Annotated in this window: 18 protein-coding genes and 1 tRNA gene; 11 read left to right on the top strand and 8 right to left on the bottom strand. The window is 64.4% G+C overall.

Features of this window, described 5'->3' with window-relative positions:
- The first annotated feature begins 151 nt into the window (after positions 1 to 151).
- Positions 152 to 3,163, top strand: a complete 3,012-nt coding sequence (gene traA / locus QX034_RS16405; protein WP_316195571.1) for a Ti-type conjugative transfer relaxase TraA — start codon at positions 152 to 154, stop codon at positions 3,161 to 3,163.
- A 126-nt stretch (positions 3,164 to 3,289) separates the two neighbouring features.
- Entirely contained in the window at positions 3,290 to 3,541 is a 252-nt protein-coding gene (locus QX034_RS16400; RefSeq protein WP_315744651.1) for an AlpA family transcriptional regulator, read from the top strand.
- Positions 3,542 to 3,773: 232 nt separating this feature from the next.
- Here the strand turns inward: QX034_RS16400 and QX034_RS16395 are convergent.
- The 3 genes from QX034_RS16395 to QX034_RS16385 all read right to left on the bottom strand — a co-directional run bounded on the left by QX034_RS16395 (position 3,774) and on the right by QX034_RS16385 (position 5,095).
- Positions 3,774 to 3,850: transfer RNA gene (locus tag QX034_RS16395), tRNA-His, on the bottom strand.
- Positions 3,851 to 4,072: 222 nt separating this feature from the next.
- Entirely contained in the window at positions 4,073 to 4,507 is a 435-nt protein-coding gene (locus QX034_RS16390) for a phasin (RefSeq protein ID WP_315701516.1), read from the bottom strand.
- A gap of 207 nt (positions 4,508 to 4,714) precedes the next feature.
- On the bottom strand, positions 4,715 to 5,095 hold the full coding sequence (locus tag QX034_RS16385; RefSeq protein ID WP_315767481.1) for a phasin: 381 nt from the start codon (positions 5,093 to 5,095) through the stop codon (positions 4,715 to 4,717).
- A gap of 399 nt (positions 5,096 to 5,494) precedes the next feature.
- On the opposite strand from QX034_RS16385, the gene QX034_RS16380 reads away from it, so the two are divergent.
- A complete protein-coding gene (locus QX034_RS16380) occupies positions 5,495 to 8,455 on the top strand; it encodes a PAS domain-containing protein (RefSeq protein WP_316195569.1) in 2,961 nt (986 codons plus the stop codon).
- Here QX034_RS16380 and QX034_RS16375 read toward each other — a convergent pair.
- Together QX034_RS16375 and hemN are read right to left on the bottom strand one after the other, a co-directional pair.
- Positions 8,447 to 9,643: an NnrS family protein gene (locus QX034_RS16375; RefSeq protein ID WP_315730139.1), complete on the bottom strand. Its 1,197-nt coding sequence runs from the start codon at positions 9,641 to 9,643 to the stop codon at positions 8,447 to 8,449. The two genes, QX034_RS16380 and QX034_RS16375, sit on opposite strands and share 9 nt — an antisense overlap.
- A 203-nt stretch (positions 9,644 to 9,846) precedes the next feature.
- Positions 9,847 to 11,199 (bottom strand): oxygen-independent coproporphyrinogen III oxidase, encoded by a 1,353-nt coding sequence (hemN, locus tag QX034_RS16370; RefSeq protein ID WP_315730140.1) that lies wholly within the window; start codon positions 11,197 to 11,199, stop codon positions 9,847 to 9,849.
- A gap of 181 nt (positions 11,200 to 11,380) precedes the next feature.
- On the opposite strand from hemN, the gene QX034_RS16365 reads away from it, so the two are divergent.
- The 3 genes from QX034_RS16365 to QX034_RS16355 all read left to right on the top strand — a co-directional run bounded on the left by QX034_RS16365 (position 11,381) and on the right by QX034_RS16355 (position 13,872).
- Positions 11,381 to 11,602 (top strand): hypothetical protein, encoded by a 222-nt coding sequence (locus QX034_RS16365; RefSeq protein ID WP_315701523.1) that lies wholly within the window; start codon positions 11,381 to 11,383, stop codon positions 11,600 to 11,602.
- A gap of 224 nt (positions 11,603 to 11,826) precedes the next feature.
- Complete coding sequence (gene nirK, locus QX034_RS16360; RefSeq protein WP_315701524.1) at positions 11,827 to 12,921, top strand: copper-containing nitrite reductase; 1,095 nt, start codon at positions 11,827 to 11,829, stop codon at positions 12,919 to 12,921.
- A gap of 72 nt (positions 12,922 to 12,993) precedes the next feature.
- On the top strand, positions 12,994 to 13,872 hold the full coding sequence (locus QX034_RS16355; RefSeq protein ID WP_315701525.1) for an SUMF1/EgtB/PvdO family nonheme iron enzyme: 879 nt from the start codon (positions 12,994 to 12,996) through the stop codon (positions 13,870 to 13,872).
- Between the two features lie 84 nt (positions 13,873 to 13,956).
- Here the strand turns inward: QX034_RS16355 and QX034_RS16350 are convergent, their stop codons facing one another.
- Both QX034_RS16350 and QX034_RS16345 read right to left on the bottom strand, forming a co-directional pair.
- Positions 13,957 to 14,607, bottom strand: coding sequence for a CoA transferase subunit B (locus QX034_RS16350; RefSeq protein WP_315701526.1), 651 nt, complete (start codon positions 14,605 to 14,607; stop codon positions 13,957 to 13,959).
- Complete coding sequence (locus QX034_RS16345; protein WP_315701527.1) at positions 14,607 to 15,335, bottom strand: CoA transferase subunit A; 729 nt, start codon at positions 15,333 to 15,335, stop codon at positions 14,607 to 14,609. The genes QX034_RS16350 and QX034_RS16345 overlap by 1 nt, the downstream gene beginning before the upstream one ends.
- Before the next feature lie 312 nt (positions 15,336 to 15,647).
- Between QX034_RS16345 and QX034_RS16340 the strand changes: the two genes are divergently transcribed.
- From QX034_RS16340 to QX034_RS16320, 5 genes are all read left to right on the top strand, one after another.
- Positions 15,648 to 17,615: an AsmA family protein gene (locus QX034_RS16340; RefSeq protein ID WP_315764549.1), complete on the top strand. Its 1,968-nt coding sequence runs from the start codon at positions 15,648 to 15,650 to the stop codon at positions 17,613 to 17,615.
- Positions 17,616 to 17,798: 183 nt separating this feature from the next.
- On the top strand, positions 17,799 to 19,166 hold the full coding sequence (locus QX034_RS16335; RefSeq protein WP_409977530.1) for an ABC transporter substrate-binding protein: 1,368 nt from the start codon (positions 17,799 to 17,801) through the stop codon (positions 19,164 to 19,166).
- Positions 19,167 to 19,353: 187 nt separating this feature from the next.
- Positions 19,354 to 20,229: a sugar ABC transporter permease gene (locus QX034_RS16330; protein ID WP_315701531.1), complete on the top strand. Its 876-nt coding sequence runs from the start codon at positions 19,354 to 19,356 to the stop codon at positions 20,227 to 20,229.
- The gene (locus QX034_RS16325; RefSeq protein WP_315701532.1) at positions 20,226 to 21,077 is read left to right on the top strand and encodes a carbohydrate ABC transporter permease; all 852 of its coding nucleotides are present in this window, start codon (positions 20,226 to 20,228) and stop codon (positions 21,075 to 21,077) included. The genes QX034_RS16330 and QX034_RS16325 overlap by 4 nt, the downstream gene beginning before the upstream one ends.
- Before the next feature lie 7 nt (positions 21,078 to 21,084).
- Positions 21,085 to 22,071: an alpha/beta hydrolase family protein gene (locus tag QX034_RS16320; RefSeq protein ID WP_315701533.1), complete on the top strand. Its 987-nt coding sequence runs from the start codon at positions 21,085 to 21,087 to the stop codon at positions 22,069 to 22,071.
- 13 nt (positions 22,072 to 22,084) lie between these two features.
- Here QX034_RS16320 and QX034_RS16315 read toward each other — a convergent pair whose 3' ends face one another.
- Complete coding sequence (locus tag QX034_RS16315) at positions 22,085 to 22,900, bottom strand: ABC transporter permease (RefSeq protein ID WP_315701534.1); 816 nt, start codon at positions 22,898 to 22,900, stop codon at positions 22,085 to 22,087.
- Positions 22,901 to 22,968 lie beyond the last annotated feature (68 nt).

Genomic DNA, 22,968 nt, shown 5'->3' with positions numbered 1-22,968 from the left:
TGGAGAAAATGATAGCTAGGCAGCCAGGACAATGCTGTAGGGTCATCAGGACGAGCTGGGACGGTGCGATCCCTCCCGAGATTTTTTCGAGGGAGGGCGCGCTTATACGTCGTTCCGACGTGCGCTTCCCTGTGCCAGTGATTGGATCGCGATGGCGATCTATCACCTTCACGTCAAGGTCATTGGCCGGAAGGCCGGGAGCAGTGCGGTGGCATCGGCGGCCTACCGTTCGGGCTCGCGGCTGCGTGACGAGCGGATTGGCCGTGATCAGGATTTTTCCGGAAAGCGCGACGTCGTCCATTCCGAGGTGATTCTGCCTGAGAGTGCTCCCGAGGCATGGCGCGATCGCGAACGGCTTTGGAACGATGTCGAAGCGTTCGAAGTCCGCAAGGACGCCCAGCTTGCCCGCGAGCTCGAATTCGCGCTTCCGCGCGAGATGAGTAAGGCGCAGGGCATCGAGCTGGCTCAGGACTTCGTTCGGAGCGAGTTCGTGGGTCTCGGCATGGTCGCCGATCTCAATGTGCACTGGGACAGGGCCGAGGATGGCATGCCCAAGCCCCATGCCCATGTCATGCTGACCATGCGCTCGGTCGACGAGAACGGCTTTGGCCGGAAGGTGCGGGACTGGAACCGCACCGAGATGGTCGAGCGCTGGCGCGAACGCTGGTCCGAGCTCGCCAATGAGCGGCTAGCCGAGCTCGACATCGATGCGCGGATCGACCATCGGAGTCAGGAAGCCCAGGGCATCGCACTGGAGCCGCAAAGCCAGATCGGCGCGCCCGCCAAACGCATCGAGGTTGGGGGCATTGATGGCGAACGGGTGGAAGCCGACCGCGCCGAGATGCACCGCGAGATCGCACGGAACAATGGCGCGCGGATTATCGCCGATCCCTCGCTTGGACTGGACGCCATCACCCAGCAGCAATCGACCTTCACACGCCGCGACCTAGCAAGGTTTGCGCACCGGCACAGTGACGGACTCGACCAGTTCAACGAGGTCATGGGCGCGATGCAGGGAGCACCGGATTTGGTCGAACTCGGCAAGGACGCCCGCGGCGAGGATCGGTTCACCACTCGCGGAATGATCGAAGCCGAACAGTGGCTACACCGGGCTGCTGAACGGATGGCGGAACGGGAGCGCCATCAGGTTCGCGACGTGAACCGCCGAGCCGCTTTGGCGCGAGCGGAAGCGCGCGGCCTGGTGCTTTCGGGCGAGCAGGCCGAGGCACTGGCGCATGTCACGGACGGGCGCGATCTCAGTATCGTTGTCGGCCATGCCGGGACGGGAAAGAGCGCGATGCTGGGGGTGACGCGGGAGACCTGGGAGGCAGCAGGCTACGAGGTCCGGGGCGTGGCGCTGTCCGGTATTGCGGCGGAAAACCTCGAAGGCGGATCGGGCATTTCGTCGCGCACCATTGCCAGCCTGGAGCATGGTTGGGAACAGGGACGCGACGCGCTCACTTCCCGCGATGTGCTGGTCATCGACGAGGCAGGCATGGTCGGCACGCGCCAGCTCGAACGCGTGCTGTCCCGTGCTGCCGGAGCTAGCGCAAAGGTGGTGCTGATTGGCGATCCGCAGCAGCTGCAGGCAATAGAGGCGGGCGCGGCATTCCGATCGATTTATGAGCGTCACGGCGGCGTGGAAATCGGCGAGGTGCGCCGTCAGCGCGAGGGTTGGCAACGCGACGCCACGCGCGATCTGGCGACCGGCAAAGTCGGCCATGCGCTCGAGGCCTACCGCGCCCACGGGGTGGTCCATGAGGCCGCGACTCGCGAGCAGGCGCGCAGCGATCTGATCGAGCGCTGGGACCGGGACCGGCAGGCATCACCGGATCGGGGCCGGATCATTCTCACTCACACCAATGACGAAGTTCGCATGCTCAATGAGGCAGCGCGCGAGCGGATGCGGGCTGCGGGCGATCTGGGCGACGAGGTGCGCGTGACGGTCGAGCGCGGCGCGAGATCCTTCGCAACCGGGGATCGCGTCATGTTCCTGAAGAACGAGCGCGGTCTTGGCGTGAAGAACGCCACGCTCGGAACCATTGAGAAGGTCAGCGCTCAATCCATGACCATGCAGACCGGCGATGGCCGATACGCGCGCTTCGACCTCAAGGATTACAACCGGATCGACCATGGCTATGCCGCGACGATCCACAAGGCGCAGGGCATGACTGTGGACCGCGTCCATGTGCTGGCGACGCCGGGCATGGACGCCCACAGCAGCTATGTCGCCCTGTCGCGGCACCGAGACGGGGTGAAGCTGCATTATGGCCGCAACGATTTTGCCAATCAGGATCGGCTCGCCCGCCCCCTGTCGCGTGACCGCGCCAAGGACATGGCGTCGGATTACGAGAGCGTCGATCCGGTTCGGAGCTACGCCGAACGGCGCGGGATCACCTTCCGCGAGCGCGTGGCCGAGATCGTGCGCAGGATCGTGCCGGAAAAGCTACGTGACATGTTCGACGGCCTTCGCGGCCCTGGCGAGGTGCCCGATCGGGATGGCCGACGGAGGCCCGAGTTGGCGACTCCCGAAAGGGAAGGCGGCGGTACGGCAGCCGACCGCCGCGAATCCGAATTGGCGGCGACGAACGTGGCGCAAGATCCCAAAGCCGTAGCGCGTCAGGTCAGGACCCGGGCGCTCGTGCGCCATGCCCGCGCGGTGGACGCAATCTTCGAGGCGCAGGAGACAGGCGGGAGAGCCAGTCCCGAGCAGGTGAAAGAGCTGCAGAAAGCGCGCCAAGCCTTCGAAAAGGTGCGCCCGTTTGGCTCGCACGACGCCGAGGCCGCCTACAAGAAGAACCCGGAACTCGCCCGCGAAGCGGCGGACGGCCGGGTCAATCGCACCATCCGCGCGCTCCAGCTCGAAACCGAACTCCGAAGCGATCCAGGCCGTCGCGCCGACCATTTCGTTGAGCGATGGCGGAAGCTCGACCAGACCAGCCATCGCCTATACCAGGCGGGCGACTTGTCCGGCTACAAGGCCACGCGCTCGGCAATGGGCGACATGGCCAAAAGCCTCGAACGCGACCCGCAACTGGAATCCATCCTCGCCGGCCGCAAGAACGATCTCGGCGTCGCATTCGAATCAGGCCGCCGGCTCGGCCAGGATCTGGCCTTCGTCCATGGCATCGATCTCGGCAGAGGCAGAGGCCTTGGAATTTGACCCATCCCGTTTGCCGCCGGCTCTACGCCACACCTGGCAACGCGCAAACTCCTATTGTCCGCCTGCACCTGTTTGGCCTCTGGTCCCGCCAGACGTCAGAAGCGACCAGCGAGGGGCATCACGGCCATGCGCGAGCCAGACCGTATCATCAGGTTGAAAACCGTCCTCGCCAGGACCGGGCTGTCCCGGTCCACCATCTACCGTAAGATCGCCGAGGGCACGTTCCCGGCCCAGCTCAAGATCAGCAGCAACGGCTCAGGCTGGCATGAATCTGAGGTCAGCCGCTGGATTGAAGATCCGGTCGGATGGCGACCCAAAGACCGATTCCTCAACTCCGGCCACGACCAGAAGCTCGAGTTCGTGATGAACACGAAATAGCTGGGACCGAGTGTAATCCAGATACGTGCCCCCGGCGGGCGTGCCGATCCCACAATTGCGGTTCGCCGCCTATGGCCCGCAGACCGAGCGGTTGCTGCGAAGCTCGGATCATGTGTCCGAAATTTTTTTCGACGGACTTTGCCACGGCGATGGTTCGCTAGCCTGTGGTTGCTAGATGGTAGCTAGCTCGAACAGCCTGCTAACCGAATTTCGCGTAAGCTATTGATTTAACTGGTACAGTTGGGTGGGCTCGAACCACCGACCTCCTGTTCCACAGACAGGCGCTCTAACCAACTGAGCTACAACTGCATCCGCAATTGGCGCCTGCAAAGGGGCGCCGAACGGGGCGGAAACTAGGTGCAATGCGCGGCTTTGGCAAGGCCGGGCGAAGCAAAGTCCCCCGCCTAGGGAAGCGATTTTTCAACCGCTCTCCGGAACGACCGAGCCCAGGCGGAGAGCCCGGGCTCGGGTTGATTCTTTGGCTCGATTCATGCGTTGCGGTCCCGATGCCGGGGACCGCGGATCGCAGGCTCAGGCGGCCGTCTTGAACAGCTTCGAGGCGCTTTCCTTGATCGGCTCGACGGCCTCGGTGGCCACTTTCTGGCCGAGCTCGCCGAGTTCCTTGGCCTGGACGGCGAACGTCTCGACCAGCTTGCGCGCATGCGAGCTCCACAGCTCCAACGCTTCCGACGGCGAGCGGAGGCCGAGCAGCTGCTGGGCGAAGTCCAGGTTCGCGGTGGTATTGGCCTTCGTGAATTCCATCACCTTGGCCGAATATTCGCCGGCGCCCTTGCTGGCGTTGGCGAAAAAGGCCTCGATGGCACTGTTATGGGTTTCCGCCGCGTCCTTGAACTTGGCGTAGCTCTCGCGGGCCTGCGAGACGCCCTTTTCAGCAAATGCACGCATCTGCTCAGGGACCTCGAACGGAATGATGGAGGCAGAGAACGGATCGGTGGCGTTGGTCATGGCATGTATCCTTCGAAGCAATCAGCACGGTTGCCCGGCCGGTTGGCCGGGTGGTCGAATCGGATCACGCAGAGGAAGTGCCCCTGAGAGCAACCTCCCGTAGAAAGAGATAATGTCGTTTTTGTGCAACGCAAAGCAATTTTATGGCGCTGCACAGAGGCATCGAACTGGGAGCGCTTGGATGAATTCCCAAGCCACTGATACAGTTTAAGATTTCGGCTTGGCCACATCCATCGCGGCCTTGCTGACCGCCTGGCCCATCTCGTTCGCCTGCTCCGCGAGCGCCCGCATCTGGGCCTGGACGAACTCGCTATGCAGCCGCATCACCTCGGCCAGATCCTTCGCATGCAGGAGCGACTGCGCGTAGTCCAGCGAGGACTGCACGTTCTTCTCCGCATAGGAGATCACCTTGGCGCCGATATCCTTGGCTCCGGCGCGAACGGTGGCACCACGTTCTTCCAACGTGCCGGCGGTGGCTTGCGCACTGGCGAGGAATTTCTCGAAGGCCTTGCGCGCCTGCTCGAAGCTCGCCTCGGCCATCGACCGCATTTCCTTGGGCATCTCGAATGCACGACCATTTTCAGTCATCGTCCCATTCCTCTCTGCTGGACTTCTGCTGTACTCGGATCGGCCGGCTACGCCCCTCCGGCCCGCCGACCCGCCTTCTGATATCCGCGGAGCTTGCCCGCTCCGAGCGGACCAGTACCAATCTACCCTGCGATCGCTGCGCCGGTATGACGTGCCTCCCCTCGGCATGGTGGACGTCCGGGGTCAAATTGCAACATGCAACTTTTGCGGAAGTGCCCGGGCGCAAGGCCGTACCGCCGGAACATCCGGGACAGGTTAAGGTTATCCAAGGTTTCGCCGGACCTGCCGGCGGCCCGGCCGTGGACCTCGCCTCCGAAAACAGGCGATAGTAACCTTTCGTTAAGCTTGCCGTCCGCGGCGTCCGTTTCGACCACCCCAAAGAGCCGTTCGACGACCGATATGAGTCAAACCGATCTCCAGCTGCTCGGCTTGAGCGATCCCCGGCTGGCCGTTCATGCCGTGGGCGCGCTGCCCGCGTGGCTGTGGTCGGCCGATGGCCGCCGGGTGCTGTGGGCCAATCCGATCGGCGCCAAGGCATTCGGCGCGACGGACACCACGGCCCTGGCCGCGAGGTCGTTCGGCCCGGCCGACGTGCATCGGCGTCAGATCGTCCAGCTGTGGCGCCGACTGCCCGAGAACGGCGCGATGCGGCTCGAGCGATTGCGCGGCTTCGGCGCTCCGCTCGGCACGCTGGCGACCTGCGGCTGCGCCAGGATCGACCTCCCCGACGGCTCCCATGCCGTGTTGATCACCAGCACCGACAATGCCGGCCGCAGCATCCCGCTGGTGGAGCGCCTGCAGCGGCTGGTCGCGCACAGCGAGGCCGCGCTGATCGCTTTCACGCGGGATGGTCTGTTCGCAGGCGCCAGTACCGCCGGTCGGCTCATGTTCGGCTATCGCGATCTTGCCGACGGGGGTCTTGCGGGCGCGCGCGACCTGGCGATTGCCGACGGCCAGGCGGAGGTTCAGTTCGGTCCTGCGCGGGCCGTGCTGTACCGCGTCGGCAGCGGCCAGCAGATCGGGCTCGTCCTGGCGCGGACGCCCGGCAGGAGCGAAACCCCGCACGCGCATCCGCTGGCGGATGCAGAGCAGCCGCCCTTGCCGCAAACGAACGACGCGGCTGCCATGCCGGAAGAAGCGAGCGAGCTTACAAGCACGATGACAAGCGACGAGACGCCGGCCCCACCGGCTTATGAAGCACCCGAGCTCTCCAACGAGGCGCCGTCCGAAGTCCTGCTGATCGATCGCGCCGCCGAGGCGGCGGCGCCTGCTGACGCGGCGAATTCGATCGAGGCCGCGGCCGAGCCAAATCCGATCGGCGACGGTCATACCGACCAACATTCGGGTGCGGCAGATGTCGAGGCACCTGCCCCTTCGAGCAAAATCGTTGCCGCGGAAGCCGAACACGCCTCCGCCCAAGATGTGCCGTCCTCGCCGTCCACCCTGGTCGGTGCGCCCCACGACCAAGTGTCGCCGGCCATTTCGGCAACCACTGACAATGGCGCGGAGCCGGCCGGCAACGTCGTGCCGTTCCGGCCGCCCGGCGAGAGCAGGTTTCCGGCGCTGACAGCGGTGGAGAACAATGCCTTCCATGAACTTGCACGGCAATTGTCGGCCCGGCTCGAAGGCGAAATGCGCGCGGCGCCCACGGAACTGCTCACGGCAATGTCCGAGATGGAGAGCAGCCAGCGCGTGAGCGAGCCGCCTTTCGAGTCATCGGGTGACACCTCCCCGCTCGATCCGTTCGCAGCCGACGCGCGCGCGGCCGATAGCCACGCCGACTGGCTGAGCCCTGAGCCGCCGCCGGTGCAAGGCGACAGTCAGCGCGATCGCATCCTGCTGGACCTGCTGCCGACCGCCGTCCTGATCTATCGGCTCGACCGGCTGCTCTATGCCAACGGCGCATTTCTCGCGCAGATGGGTTATCCCGATCTGGCTGCGCTGGAGCAAGCCGGCGGGCTCGATGCGCTCTATGTCGAGCTGGGCGCATCGCCGAGCGCGAGCACGGCCGGGGCCGGCACGCCGGTGACGATCTCGGTCGCCGACGGGCCGGCGAGCGAGGGACAGAAAGCCGCAGCCCGGCTATTCACGATCGCCTGGGATGGCGATATCGCGCACGCCCTGGTTTTTGCGCCGCCTGCGAACTCTCCGCCGCCCCAGAACACCGCACCGGTCGAACCGCCAGCTGCGCCGGCGCCGCCGCCTCCGCTGGTGATGACGCCGCCCGAGGCCGGCCATGCGGATGCGGAAGATCTCGGCGCCATTCTCGACGTCACGGCCGAAGGCGTGCTGATGTTCGATGCCGGCGGCAACATCCACGCCTGCAACCGCAGCGCGGAGGCGCTGTTCGGTTATGACGGCCCCGAACTCGTGCGTCGCAATCTCATTGAACTGTTTGCGCCGGACAGCACGCGGCTGGTGCTGGACTATCTGGACGGAGTGCGCCAAGCCGGCGCCACCACCGTCCTGGAGCAGCCGCGCGAGGTGCTTGGGCGGCTCCGCCAGGGCGGCATCGTTCCGCTCACGATGACCATCGGGCGAACGCGGCCTGACGGCCCGAATTTCTTTGCCGTGGTTCGCGATCTGTCGCAGGCCCGCCGCGGCGAGAACGAACTGTTGCAGGCGCGCCGGCTCGCCGACCGCGCGGCCACCGCCAAGGCCGACATGCTGGCACGGATCAGCCACGAGGTCCGCGCGCCACTGAACGCGATCATCGGCTTTGCCGAAGTGATGATCGGCGAGCGCTTCGGCGCGATCGGCAACAAGCGCTACGTCGACTATCTGAAGGACATCCGCACTTCCGGCGAGCGGGTGGTTGCGTTGATCGACGATATGCTCGAACTCTCGCGCGTCGAGACCGGCAGGATCGAGCTCAGCTTCAGCAATCAGAATCTGAACGAACTGGTCGAGAATTGCGTCGCCGTGATGCAGCCCCAGGCCAACCGGGCCCGCATCATCATCCGCAGTTCGCTGTCGCATGCGCTGCCGCCGGTGGTGGCGGATGCACGCGCGCTGCGCCAGATCTCGCTCAACCTGATCTCAAGCTCGATTTCGCTGGCCAATCCCGGCGGCCAGGTCATCGTCTCCACCGCACTCTCCGATTTCGGCGAGGTGGTCCTGCGCGTGCGCGACACCGGCCACGCACTCAACGCCCAGGAGGTCGCGGCAGCGCTGGAGCCGTTCCGTTCGCGCCCGCCATCGGATCAGGCGTCCGAGACGTCCGGTCTCAGCCTGTCGCTGACCAAGGCGCTGGTCGAAGCCAACCGCGCGCAATTCCACATCAAGCCAGCGCCGAAATCCGGCACGCTGATGGAAGTGGTGTTCTCGCGCGCGATGGCGCGGAATCAGAGCCTAGGCTGAATGGACTGCAAGCGCGCGCCGCTTCAGCCCGAGCAGCAACGGACCATAGGCCAACGCGTATCCGGCGAAGGCGAGGACCCAGGCGAAGGCTGCGACGTATAGCACGATCTCGCCATGCGCCGGCGCCACCGCGGCGCAGATGCGTGTGACCGCTGCAACAACGATCGCCGCATAGATCGCCTGTGTCGCGGGTGAGGCCGTCAATTGCTGGCCGGTATGGCCGAGGGTTGCGCGCGTCATCACCGCGAGCGTCATCACGCCGGCGGCTCCCACCATCCAGGCGTGGAGGCCCGCGCTCGGCAGCACGATCCCAAAGCTCGCGGCCGCATTGATCAAGAAGCCGAGCGGCACGAAAGCATAGCCGACGTGGAGGATGACGAGCAGCCGCTCCCGCACGGTGCGGTCGCCGGCCCAGCGCGCCAGCCGAACGATGTGCAGCAAGCCGGCGAATGCCAGCGCAGCACCCGTGAATGCACTGTCGGGAATCACGATCCAGCCGAGCAGCGCAAACGCGCTGATCAGCATGACCACGACATCGAAGCGGCCGAACGGCACCGGCAGGCGTCCGGGATTTTGGCGAACCAGCCAGTTGCGGGTGAAGCTCGGCGTGATGCGGCCGCCGATCAGCGCGATCAGCAGCACGACGACGGCGACACCGATGCGGATGCTGGTGTCGGCGGTGCCGTGAACATGGGCTTCGAGATGGAAGCCGACATTGCCCGCCAGCAGCAGGGTGACCAGGCCGACCACCGGCAGATTGCGCCAGTTCCTGCCGGCGATGATTTCCCGCGCAGTTGCCGCAACGACGAGCGCAAGGAAACCGGCATCGATCACGAGCACGAGCCACCAGCTCGCCCCGGCGGAAAAGGTGACGGCCAATCGGCCGGCGATCCAGGCTAGCACCAACGTCAGCAACGGCATGCCCTGCAGCGGCAGCCGTCCGGTCCAGTTCGGAATCGCGGTGAGCAGGAATCCGGTGATGACGGCAGGCAGGTAGCCATAAAGCATCTCGTGGACGTGCCAGTCCCGCGGTGCAAAGGCCGAGGTCAGCTTCAGCTCGCCATAGAACACCGGCAGCCAGACCAGGATTGTCAGCGCGGCCTGGATGGCGCCGAGCAGGAAAAATGGTCGAAAGCCGTTGGCGAGAATGGGCAAGCCCTGATGCTCGCGATAGCGGGGAATGGCCATCTGCTCTTTCCCTCATTCATTCCGGGTCATTGATCGATTGACCGGAAACCTAACCGGTGGCTGTCGGCGCGTGATTGTGCCAGCACAAACTCCACCGCATCGCTTCCCGGTCATCCCCCGATGAACCGCACACAACCTTGCCTCCGCATCGAACGAATTCGAGCGGAACGCCAGGGGTTCCTCATTGCGGCGGGACGCGACGATCAGACCGCGCGGCTGTGCAACTGCTTGGAGGAATCGAGATGCGCATCGAATGCCGCGGCGACGCTGCGCACCAGGAAGCGGGAACCTTCCGCAACGGCGAGCGTCTTGCCATGGAGTTCGACCACACCGTCGGAGAGCAGTTCTTGCAGCCGCGGCGCTGATTTCAGCATCGCGGCCGGCTCGGCGCCGTGACGCGCACAGACCGTCTCGAGGTCGACGCCATAGTCGCACATGATCCGCTCGATGATATCGGCACGCAGCCTGTCGTCGTCGGTCAGCGCATAACCCTTTGCGGTGGCAAACCCGCCGGAGGCGATGGCTTCCTCATAGGCGCGGACCTGCGTCTGGTTCTGCACATAGCCCTGCGGCAACTGTCCGATCGCCGAAGCGCCGAAGCCGATCAGCACCTCGCTGCTATCGGTGGTGTAGCCCTGGAAATTGCGGTGCAGCCGCCCTTCGTTGAAAGCAATCGTCATCGAATCCGTGGGCAGCGCGAAATGGTCGAGCCCGATCTGGACGTAACCGGCTTCCTTCAACGCATTCGCGATCGCGCAGGCCTGGTCATAGCGCTGCGCGCTGTCCGGCAGCCACGCCTCCGCGATCATGCGCTGATGTTTCTTGAAGGAAGGAACATGCGCGTAGCCGAACACCGAAAAGCGATCGGGACGCAGGTCCACGCAGCGGTGGACCGTATCCAGGCAGGATGCGACGTTCTGATGCGGCAGCCCATAGATCAGATCGAAATTGATGCCGGAGATTCCGGCCTTCCGCAGGCTGCCGGTCACTGCCGCAGTCTGCTCGAAACTCTGCACGCGATTGATCGCCTGCTGCACGACGGGGTCGAAGCTCTGCACGCCGAGGCTTGCCCGGTTGACACCCCCGAGCGACAGCGCCTTGATCATCGGCACGGTCAGCGTCCGCGGATCGATCTCAACTGCAATCTCGGCCGACGGCCGCACGAAGAAGACATGGCGCAGCAATCCGATCAGGTCGACGAATGAATCGGGGGCCATGATCGTCGGCGTGCCGCCGCCGAAGTGAATATGGCCGACTTGCAGCCTGCGGCCGATCTTGCGCGCCACAAGGTCGACCTCGCAGCGGAGTGCCGACTCATACACCGAGACCGGCTCGTCGCGCTTGGCGACCATGGTGTTACAGCCGCAGTACCAGCACATCTGCCGACAGAACGGGACATGCAAATAGAGCGATGCCGTGGCATGCGGCGGAATCGCCCGCAGCCAGTCGGCATAAGTGGCAGGTCCGACGGCTTGCGAGAAATGCGGCGCGGTCGGGTAGCTCGTATAGCGGGGCAGACGCTCCTGCCCGTAATGGACTGCCAGATCTGACCTCATGTCTACCTACCGCCGTATTCCGAAGTTCCGCATCCGGGATGGCTCCTGCCGCTTTGGCCGGAAGCCAGTACCGTGCTGAGCAATTAAATTGCAATTTTCGCGGCGGACTTTGAGCTTCCTCAAAGTCGCGGGTCGAATTTCGCGCCATTATGTTGCCTCGATCGACGAGTCGGAGGTCTACATGCACGGTCTGGAAATGCTGATCCGGGTCTTCGCTGTCCTGACCAGCATCCGCGGGCATATTCCACAATCCGATCGCTTCGAACCCTTCCGCGACGATTCCGCCGCGGGCGGAGGTTTCGGCGGACCACTCCGCACCGTCGTCGGCTTGGTCGTCGCAACGGCGGCTTTCGCCGCCGCGCTCACCGGCGCCGTCCTGCTCGCGGCTCGCTGGCCGAATTAGATCGCCGCCGGCGTCCCAGCTGTCCTCATGTAGATGTTTGCTCCTCGCGCTTTGCTTCGGCGGCGCCACCGCACGGCGAGCGTTCTGCTAATTAGTTGCATGGCTCAGCCCTGCGCATTGTCTGCTGCAGATGCGCAGAAGATTGCTGCAGCACAAACAAGCTCGCGGCGAACAGGCGCATGGTGATCGTGGCACCACAACAGATCCGATCAAGGAGCGATCACATGTTGACCCGCCGAGCCGCTCTCCTCAGCGCAGCCGTTGCAACGATGATGCTGGCCGCGCCCGCCTTCGCCGACGACCTCAAGCTGCCGCGCCAGAAAGTGGATTTGGTCGCGCCGCCCTTCGTCCATCCGCACGAACAGGCAACCAGGCAGGGTCCGAAGATCATGGAGTTCAAGCTCGTGATCCAGGAAAAGAAGATGGTGATCGACGAGAAGGGCACGACCATGCAGGCGATGACCTTCAACGGCTCGATGCCGGGCCCGCTGATGGTCGTGCACGAGGGCGACTATGTCGAGGTGACGCTGGTCAATCCCGCGACCAACACGATGCCGCACAACATCGACTTCCACTCCGCGACCGGCGCGCTCGGCGGCGCCGCGCTCACGCTGATCAACCCCGGCGAACAGGTCGTGCTGCGCTGGAAGGCGACCCGCACCGGCGTCTTCGTCTATCACTGCGCGCCGGGCGGCCCGATGATTCCCTGGCATGTCGTCTCCGGCATGAACGGCGCCGTGATGGTGCTGCCGCGCGACGGACTGAACGACGGCCACGGCCATCCCTTGCACTACGACAAGATCTACTACATCGGCGAACAGGACCTCTACATTCCGCGGGACGAGAAGGGCAATTTCAAATCCTACGACTCGCCGGGCGACGCCTACGCCGACACCGAAGAGGTGATGCGCAAGCTGATCCCGACCCACGTCGTCTTCAACGGCAAGGTCGGCGCGCTGACCGGCAAGAACGCGCTGACCGCCAATGTCGGCGACAACGTTCTGATCGTGCATTCGCAGGCCAATCGCGACAGCCGCCCGCATCTGATCGGCGGCCATGGCGACTACGTCTGGGAGACCGGCAAGTTTTCCAACCCGCCGGAGACCGGGCTCGAGACCTGGTTCATCCGCGGCGGCTCGGCCGGAGCTGCGATGTACAAGTTCCTGCAGCCCGGCATCTACGCCTATGTGACGCATAACCTGATCGAAGCCGCCGACCTCGGCGCGACCGCTCACTTCAAGGTCGAAGGCAAGTGGAACGACGACCTGATGACCCAGGTCAAGGCGCCCGCCGAAATTCCAACCGGCGCCACGAACTGAGCGCCACAACTCACACCCAAATTCGGGGGCCGGCTCCGGCCCCCCGTCGCACTCAACATCCCGGAGGCCGCCATGCTGCTCGCCTTCAAGATCAAACTCGCGCTTGCATGTGCGGCCGGCTTGGCCGGCCCCCTCGCGCTGGCGCCGCTGGCCGGCGGACTGCACAGCACAGCGGAGGCCGGATATCCGGCACCGGCGCTCGTCGAGATCGCACACGGCACCATGGCCTATCGTGAGTCCGGCGACTTTACCCGCAAGAGCCAGCAGAGCGACGCGCCGTTGACGACGATTCACTTCGATCGGCCCTTCGCCATCATGAAGACCGAGGTCAGCGCCACGGATTATCAGGCCTGCGTCGATGACCGCGCATGTCGCGCCCTGGACCGCGATGTCGCCATCGCGATCGACCTTCCGGCCGTGCAGGTGAGCTGGCACGATGCGGTGGCCTATGCCGCCTGGCTCTCACGCAAGACCGGCGACACCTATCGCCTGCCGACCGATACCGAATGGGCCTATGCGGCGGGCAGTCGCTTCCGCGATGATGGCATTGCGGTCGACACGCAAGACCCCTCGCGGCGCTGGATCGAACGCTACGAGCGCGAACAGGGCGCATCCGAAGGGCAGCAGCCCCAGAGGTTCGGCAGTTTCGGCGTCAATGAAAACGGCTTGGCCGATCTTGCCGGCAATGTCTGGGAGTGGACCTCGACCTGCTTCACGCGCAACGTCCGGGACGATGCAGGGCGCACGATCAAGAGCTATGCGAATTGCGGTGTGCGGATCGCCGAAGGCGCGCATCGCGCCTATGTCACCGACTTCATTCGCGACGCCCGCGCCGGCGGCTGCGCCGCCGGGACGCCGCCGAACAATCTCGGCTTTCGCCTGGTGCGCGAGCAGCCATCGTGGACGGACCGGATGGCGAGCCGGCTCAAAGCAACACTCCGGTCGTCGTAGTCTGGCGCACAGGATATCCGGGAAGAGGCGCGCGTCTGTCCTTTGACACGCGAACTCCTTGGCGGACCTTCCTTGGCGGACGTTCTAGGTGTTGGTCAGCGCGACGCGGAACTCGGCCTCGGTCTTGGCCTTCACTTCATCGAGCGTGACGCCGTCGGCGAGCTCGATCAACGCCATGCCGTCGTTGCCGTGCTTGTCGATCGTGAACACCGCGAGGTCGGTGACCACCATGTCGACGACGCGCTCGCCGGTCAGCGGCAGCGTGCATTGCTTCAAGAGCTTCGGACCGTCCTTGGCGCTGTGCTCCATGACGACCACCACGCGCTTGACGCCGGCGACGAGATCCATCGCGCCGCCCATACCCTTGACCATCTTGCCGGGGATCATCCAGTTGGCGAGATCGCCGTTCTGGGCGACCTGCATGGCGCCGAGGATCGACAGGTCGATATGGCCGCCGCGCACCATGGCGAACGAGTCAGCCGAGGAGAAATAGCTGGTGATCGGCAACTCGGTGACGGTCTGCTTGCCGGCGTTGATGAGGTCGGGATCCTCCTCGCCCTCATAAGGGAACGGCCCCATGCCGAGCATGCCGTTCTCGCTCTGCAACGCCACATCGACGCCGGGCGGGATGTAGTTCGACACCAAAGTGGGAATGCCGATGCCGAGATTGACGTAAAAGCCGTCACGCAGCTCCTTGGCGGCGCGCGCCGCCATCTGCTCTCTGGTCCAGGCCATCAGACTTCCTCTCCGGTTGCGGCGGCGGTCTCGCGCTTGCGCACGGTGCGCTGCTCGATGCGCTTCAACGCAGTCCCGACCTGAACGATGCGCTTGACGAAAATACCGGGCGTATGGATGTGGTCCGGATCGATCTGGCCTGCCGGCAGGAGATGCTCGACCTCCGCCACCGTCACTTTCGCCGCGGTCGCCATCATCGGGTTAAAATTGCGCGCGGTCTTGCGGTAAACCAGATTGCCCGCGGTGTCGCCCTTCCAGGCGTGCACGATGGCAAGGTCGGCGAACAGGCCGCGCTCCATCAGGTATTTCTCGCCGTCGAACTCGCGGACTTCCTTGCCCTCAGCGACCAGGGTTCCGACACCGGTCTTGGTGAAGAAGGCGGGGATCCCTGCGCCACCGGCGCGGATGCGCTCGGCGAGGGTTCCCTGCGGGCAAAACTCCAGTTCCAGCTCGCCGGCCAGATATTGCTGGGCGAACAGCTTGTTCTCGCCGACATAGGACGAGATCATCTTCTTGATCTGCCGCGTCTCCAGCAGACGGCTCAGGCCGATGCCGTCGACGCCCGCATTGTTGGAGATCACGGTCAAATTCTTGACCCCGGAGTCGCGGATGGCGTCCGACAAGGTCTCGGCGATGCCGCAAAGACCGAAGCCCCCCGACATGATGGTCATGCCGTCCTTGAGAAGGCCGGCGAGGGCCGTTTTGGCGTCGGGATAGACCTTGTTCATGGAAATGACCTGTGGAAAGCAAAGCACGGCCCAGCGCGCCGGATAATCCAGATTATTAGGCGAATTCTTCGCGATGCGTCAATGACGCCCTCCCGCGCGTCAGACCCGCTGCAACGTTTTGCCACCTTGCGCGACGGTGGATATACGGAACGCTGCACCTTGAACGATCGCCGCAATCCGGTCACATCCAAGGCGCGGCCTTGAAAGGGTCAAGAAATCCGATCAAGTTGTTGATGTTGGCACGGGTTTCGGCGCGCCCTGCCCATCGTCCTGAAACAGCGATCCGACGATAATCCAGAAATGTCCGTGACCATGGCCCAAGGAATGAGGCGCCTCGGCACGCCGATTGCGGCGCTGCTCGGGCTGGCGCTGATCGGCATGGTCACCAGCTCCTGGCTCATCAATCGCGACATGCTGCGCCGGGCGGTGGAGGCGCAGATCCGGGCCGTGACCGGGCTGGAGCTCGTGGTCAACGGGAATATCGACATCTCGGTTTTTCCGGGCAGCTACGTCTCCTTCCACGATGTCGGGTTGAAGGGCGGCGGCAGCGGAGACCCCGCACTCCGTGTCGATGTGCTGACAGCCAATCTGCGGCTGCTGCCGCTGCTGTTGCAGCGCTTCGAAATCGCCGACCTCATGATGTTGCGCCCGCATATCAACGTCGTTCACGACGCGGACGGCAGCAGCAACTGGACGCCCTTCATCCAGACGATCACGCGCACGATGCGACCCGGCTCCGAGAGCCAGATGTCGTTCTCCGAGATCCGCATCCAGGACGGCACGCTGGCCTATGAGAACGGCGGCACGCACGCCTCGGAACAGCTCGATGACATCGACCTGTCGCTGGCCTGGCCGTCGATCTCGCGCTCCTTTGCCGCGACCGGGCAGTTCGATTGGCGAGGCCAACGCATCGAAGGCGCGATCAGCGTGAGCGACTTCCTCGCCGCGCTCTCGGGCGACCGCTCGGGCCTGAAGATGCGGCTGGCCAGTCCGCCGCTGAAGGTCGCGTTCGATGGCACCATCGCCAACCGCACCAGCGCCCTGATGGAAGGCACGCTCACCGTCGACAGCCCCTCGCTGCGCGAGGCGCTGCGCTGGACCGGACAGACGCCGCTCGGCGGCAGCGGCTTCGGCCGCTTTGCGCTCCGTGCACGGGCCAATGTGGTGGGCGCCTCGATCGCGCTGACCAACGTCAATGTCGAGCTCGATGGCAATTCCGCCGAAGGCGTGATGACCTATGCGAACAACGGCCGGCAGACCTTGCAGGCGACACTGGCCGCGGACGCGCTCGACTTTACGCCTTACATCTCGACCTTCCGTCTGCTCGCGAACGGCGCGCGCGACTGGAACCGGCAGCTGTTCGACCTGAAGGCGCTCTCGACCACCGATCTCGATATGCGCCTGTCGGCGGCGCGGGTCACGGTGGGACCGTCGAAACTCGGACGTACCGCATTCGGGGCGAATTTGCGCAACGGCGTGCTCGCGCTGTCGGTCGGCGAAGCGCAGATGTGCGGCGGCATGATCCGCGGATCGTTCGGCGTTGCGCGCGCCGACACCATGGCCGACGTCAAGGCGGAATTGCAGTTCAGCGACGTCGACCTGCAGGGCTGCGCCAGCGAATTGTTCGGCGTCTCGTCGCTGTCCGGCCACGGCAATCTCAACGTCTCGCTGACCGCATCGGGCTCGAGCCCGTTCGGGCTTGCGCAGTCGCTCGACGGCACGGCCACCTTGCAGGGGCACGATGGCGCGATCTCCGGCTTCAACGTGGAGCAATTGCTGAAACGGCTGGAGCGACGGCCTCTGTCGGGCAGCGGCAATTTCCGCAGCGGCGCGACGCCCTATGACAATCTCACGATCGCGGTCAAATTCGCCGACGGCATCGCCACCGCCGAAGATATCCGCGTCGAGGGGCCGACCGCGCGCATCACCATGACAGGCACGGCATCGGTGCCGACGCGGGAATACGACTTCAAGGGCGTCGCGAGCCTGCCTGCGCCCGCCAATGGCGGCAACAGCTTCGAATTGCCCTTCGTGGTGCAGGGGCCGTGGGAAGACCCGCTGATCTTCCCGGATCCGGAGAGCCTGATCCGCCGCGCCCCGGCGGCTGCACCGCTGCTCGATGCGGTGAAGGACCGCAAGACCCGCGACACCATCCGCGGCGTGCTCGAACATTTTACTGGTGGAGGCTTGCGGCCGACGCCGCAGGAGACGCCCGCGCCGTCTTCGCCTGAGGCTCAGGGCAGCAACGACCGCAACAACGACCAAAGCAAGTCGAATTAGAGAACGATCCTCTGCTCACGTGTCGCGTGCGGCTCAGTGTCGCGCGGGTCAAGTCCGCGGACCAACGAACCGCGACCTATGTCTGACAACATGCAACTGGATCGCACCTTCGCACTGCGCTAGTCTTCCTGCGACCGACCACAAGATCGGCGGAACAGGGAGAGACACGTGAGATCCAGAGGAATGGGGGCGCTTTCGCTCGCGGCTGCAGTTGCCGGGCTGTTTTGCGCTGCAGCACCAGCCGTCGCACAGGACACCATCACCGTCTGGTGGGGCAAGGGCTTCTACAAGTCCGAAGACGATGCGCTCTTGAACGTCGTCAAGAAATTCGAGGCCAAGACCGGGATCAAGGTCGAGCTGTCGCAATATGCGATCCAGGACATGATCCCGAAGACGGTGGCGGCGCTCGATTCCGGCACCGTGCCCGACGTCGCCTACTCGGACACTTACGACGTGCAGGCGCAGGGCAAGTGGGCCTATGAGGGCAAGCTGGAAGATCTCAGCGACATTCTCGTGCCGATGAAGGCGGAGTTCGCGCCCAACACAATCGAGACCACCTATCTCTACAACAACGTCACCAAGAAGAAGGCCTATTACGGCTTCCCGCTGAAGCAGCAGAGCATGCATGTGCAGATCTGGGGCGACATGCTGCAGAAGGCCGGGTTCAAGCAGAGCGACATTCCGACCAAATGGGAGGATTATTGGTCGTTCTGGTGCGACAAGGTGCAACCCGCGGTCCGCAAGGCCACCCGCGAGCGCATCTACGGCGTCGGCCAGCCGATGGGCGTCGAGTCGACCGACTCCTTTCAATCGTTCTACACCTTCATGGACGCCTATAACGTCAAGCTGGTCGATGACGAAGGCAAGCTGCTGGTCGATGATCCCAAGGTGCGCGACGGCTTGATCCACGCGCTCAAGGACTACACCGACACCTACATCAAGGGCTGCACCCCGCCCTCGTCGACCACCTGGAAGGACCCTGACAACAACGTCGCCTTCCACAACAAGACGATCGTGATGACCCACAATTTCACGATCTCGATCGCGGCGAAATGGTTCGAGGACTCCACCAACCCGGCACTGACGCCCGAGCAGCGCGCCGCCGGCAAGAAGGCCTATGAGGAGGACATCATCACCGCGTCCTTCCCCAACAAGCCGGACGGCACGCCGATCAAATACCGCTCCGACGTCAAGACGGGTCTGATCTTCGCCAACGCCAAGCACAAGGAACAAGGCAAGCAGTTCATTAAATTCCTGATGCAGGAAGAAAATCTCGGGCCCTATGTCGAAGGCGCGCTCGGCCGCTGGTTCCCGGTCACGCTCGCCGGCCAGAAGAGCCCGTTCTGGCAGGCCGACCGTCACCGCAAGGCGGTTTATGCCCAGTTCACCGGCGGCACGACGCCGTTCGACTTCACCAAGAACTACAAGTTCACGATCCTCAACAACGAGAACGTCTGGGCCAAGGCGATGAACCGCGTGGTCAGCGAGAAGGTGCCGGTCGACAAGGCCGTGGACGAGCTGATCGCGCGGATCAAGGAAGTTGCAGGCTAGGCAGAATGGCCGCCCGAACACTGGTGTCGTCCCCGCGAAAGCGGGGACCCATAACCGCCGGCCGCCGTGATGAGGAAAGGACGTCGTTGACGCCGCCTTTCAACAGCACCTGCCGCGGCGTATGGGTCCCGGCGTTCGCCGGGACGACACCGCCACTGCAGCAGCGTCACCGTTAGAAAGAGACGATATGGCGATCACACTCTCAGCATCGGACCAGGCGATAGCGGTCGCCCCACGCCCGCCCCGGCTGACGTCCCCGCAGGTCTGGGGCATCGTGATGCTCGCGCCTTATCTGCTCGTATTCCTCGCCTTCGTAGTCTATCCGGTCGGCTACGGCCTCTGGCTGGCGCGGCATCCGGCCAGCTATGTCGCGCTCTACAACGATCCGATCTTCGCGCGCGCCGCGATCAACACGCTGATCTTCCTGGTCATCGGCATCAATCTGAAGATGCTGATCGCGCTGTTCCTCTCCGGCTTCTTCGTGCAGCAGCGCGGCTGGATCAGATGGCTTTCCGTGATCTTCATCCTGCCCTGGGCCGTGCCGTCGATCCCGACCATCCTGTCGGTGCGCTTCATGCTCAACCCCGAATGGGGCGTCATCAATCAGCTGATCTTCCAGTTCACCGGCGATGACGGGCCGAACTGGCTGAACGATCCGACCGTGGCGCTGTCGATGGCGATCGGCGTCCACATCTGGAAGTCGCTGCCGTTCTGGACCTTGATCCTGATGACCGGGCGGCTTGCGATCTCGCACGATCTGTTCGAGGCCGCCGATGTCGACGGCGCCACCTGGTGGCAGAAATTCCGCTACGTCACCTGGCCATCGATGCAGACGCTGTACATCACCTGCACGCTGCTCTCGATGATCTGGACGCTCGGTGACTTCAACAGCGTCTATCTCTTGACCGGCGGCGGGCCGGCCGACCTCACCCATGTGCTGTCCACGCTCGGCATCCGCTATCTCCGGCTCGACCAGCTCAGCCTCGCGATGGCCTCCATCGTCTGCGCGCTGCCCCTGGTGCTGCCCCTGGTTTATTTCATGATGAAACGGCTGTCGCGATGAAGCTCCCGACCTTACGCGAAATCGGCAATGAGGCCGGCCTGCTCCTGATCGGCATCCCGGTCTTCATCTGGACCATGGTTCCGATCTATCACATGTTCCTGTTCGCGATCTCGCCGAAGGAGGACGCGTTTTCCGGCAAGCTGTGGCCGGATCATCCGACCCTGCACAACTTCTCGATCGTATTCCACCAGCAGCATTATTTCCTGCGCGACTTCTGGCTGCAATTCGGCAATTCCGTGCTGATCGCAGCCGCGGTCGGCGCGCTGACGCTGGTGATTGCCACCTCCGCAGCGTTCGCAATCTCGCGGCTGCGGGTGCCCGGCAGCCGGATGGTGATGAATCTGGCGCTGTTCACCTATTTCATCCCCGCCGCATTCCTCGCGGTGCCGATGTATCGAACCATGGGCAAATACGGACTGCTCAACACGCACTGGTCGCTGATCCTCGCGATGGTAACCATCGCCTCGCCCTACGCGATCTGGGTGCTGAAACAGGCTTCCGACAAGCTGCCGGTCGAACTCGACGAGGCCGCAGTCATGGACGGCGCGAGTCCGCTGCAGATCTTCCGCCTGGTCTATCTGCCGTTGATGATGCCCTCGCTGGTTGCGATCGGCACCTACGCGGTGCTGCTCGCCTGGAACGAATATCTCTACGCCTTCCTGCTCCTGTCGAACGACAAGGACATCACCCTTCCGGTCGCGCTCGGCAACTTCCTTGCTGCCGACGATTCGCCCTGGGAGCTTCTGATGACCACCGGCTTCATTTATGCGCTGCCGCCGGCTGCGGTCTATTATGTCTTCAGGCGCTACATGGTGGGCGGATTGACCGCAGGCGCGGTGAAGTCGTGATGGACAGATGCTGATTGGATTTGCGCGCGGCCGCTTCGAGGATCCGGCACGGCCGAACTGGGACGGCGACGCGCCCCGGCCCGTGAACTGGGCGGCGTGGTATCCGGCCCCGGACGCTGCAGCCGAAGCGGAATTGCCGATGGCTCCGCTGCCGCAAGGCTGGTTCAAGGCCGGCAGGGCCGCGCTCGATGCGCCTCTCAGGGACGGACGTTATCCACTCGCGGTGTTCTCGCACGGCACCGGCGGCAACGGCTTGCAACAGGAATGGCTGGCGCGCGATCTGGCGAGCCGCGGCTTCATCGCGGTTGCCGTCGATCATCACGGCAACACCAACGCCGAGCCCTATCGCGCCGAAGGCTTCCTGTGCTCGTGGGAGCGTGCGCGCGACATCACCCTGCTGCTCGATCGGATCGGGACAATCCCTGAGTTCGCCGGAGCTGTCGATCCCGATCACATCGTCGCCGTCGGCTATTCTCTCGGCGGTGCGACGGCAACGTCCCTGCTCGGTGCGGTCATGGTGCGCTCGCCGTTCGAGCCGGGCGCCAATCTCGGCCGCGGCCCGCGCGAATTCCCGGACCTCGTCGACCACCTGCCGCGCCTGCTCGAGAAGAGCCGCATCTTCCGCGAGTCCTGGGCACGGATGTCGCAATCCTATCGCGATCCCCGCATCAAGGCGGCGTTGCTGCTGGCGCCCGGCCGTTCCGCGCAATGCTTTTCCGACGAAAGCATCGCCTCGATCGCCGTGCCGACTCACATCATGGTCGGCGGCGCTGACGTCCTCGCACCGACGGCGCGCTGGCTGCATCGACGATTGCCCGACAGCACCCTCGATATCGTCGCCGAAGAGGCCGGGCACTACGTGTTCCTGCCCGAGAGCACCGAGGCCGGACGCCGCGCCGATCCGACCTGCTGCGTCGACCCACCCTCGGTGGATCGGGGCGCGATCCACCGCCATGTGGCGGCAACGGCCGCGGAGCTGTTCAGTTCTTTCTGAAGGACGACGACATCTACAACGGCGCGGCGCTCTCGCCACGCTCGCTCGACAATTTTGAGGCCAGCGAGGCCACCACGATCACGACCGCGATCACGCCGATGACCAGCGTGCAGATCGCGTTGATCTCCGGCTTCACCCCGAGCCGCACCTCCGAATAGATCCGGATCGGCAACGTCGCCGAGCCGGGCCCGGTGGTGAAGCTCGCGATCACGAGATCATCGAGCGAGAGTGTAAAGGCCAGCATCCAGCCGGCCGCGACCGCCGGCGCGATCAACGGCAAGGTGACCAGCGCGAAGGCGCGGAACGGGTCGCAGCCGAGGTCCATCGCGGCCTCCTCGACGCTTCTGTCCAGCGCGACCAGCCGCGACTGCACGACCACGGCGACGAAGCACATCGTCAGCGTGGTATGCGCGATCGTCACCGTCCAGAACCCGCGTTCGGCATTCAGCGCGACGAACAGCAGCAGCAGCGACAATCCGGTGATCACCTCGGGCATCACCAGCGGCGCATAGAGCATGCCGGAAAACAGCGTCCTGCCGCGAAAGCCTTGCCCGCGCGACAGCGCGACTGCGGCGAGCGTCCCGAGCACGGTGGCAATCGTGGCGGAGGTCGCGCCCACCCGCAGGCTCATCCAGGCCGCATCGATCATCGCGTCATCGTTGAAGAACTCGTGATACCAGCGCAGCGACCAGCCGCCCCACACCGTGACCAGCCGCGAGGCGTTGAAGGAATAGATCACCAGGATCAGAATCGGCAGATAGAGGAAGGCGAGCCCGAGCGACAGCGCAGCGATGTTGAAGCGGGACAGGCGGATGAGTTTCGGAGCCATCACACGACTCCAGTGCGCTCCCCTCCCCCTTGCGGGGAGGGGTTGGGGGTGGGGGTGGGGGTACCACG

This window comes from Bradyrhizobium sp. SZCCHNR3119 (genome assembly GCF_032487775.1).
Taxonomy (GTDB): domain Bacteria; phylum Pseudomonadota; class Alphaproteobacteria; order Rhizobiales; family Xanthobacteraceae; genus Bradyrhizobium.
The sequence above is the reverse complement of the archived record's forward strand: the minus strand, read 5'-3'. Positions and strand labels throughout refer to the sequence as shown.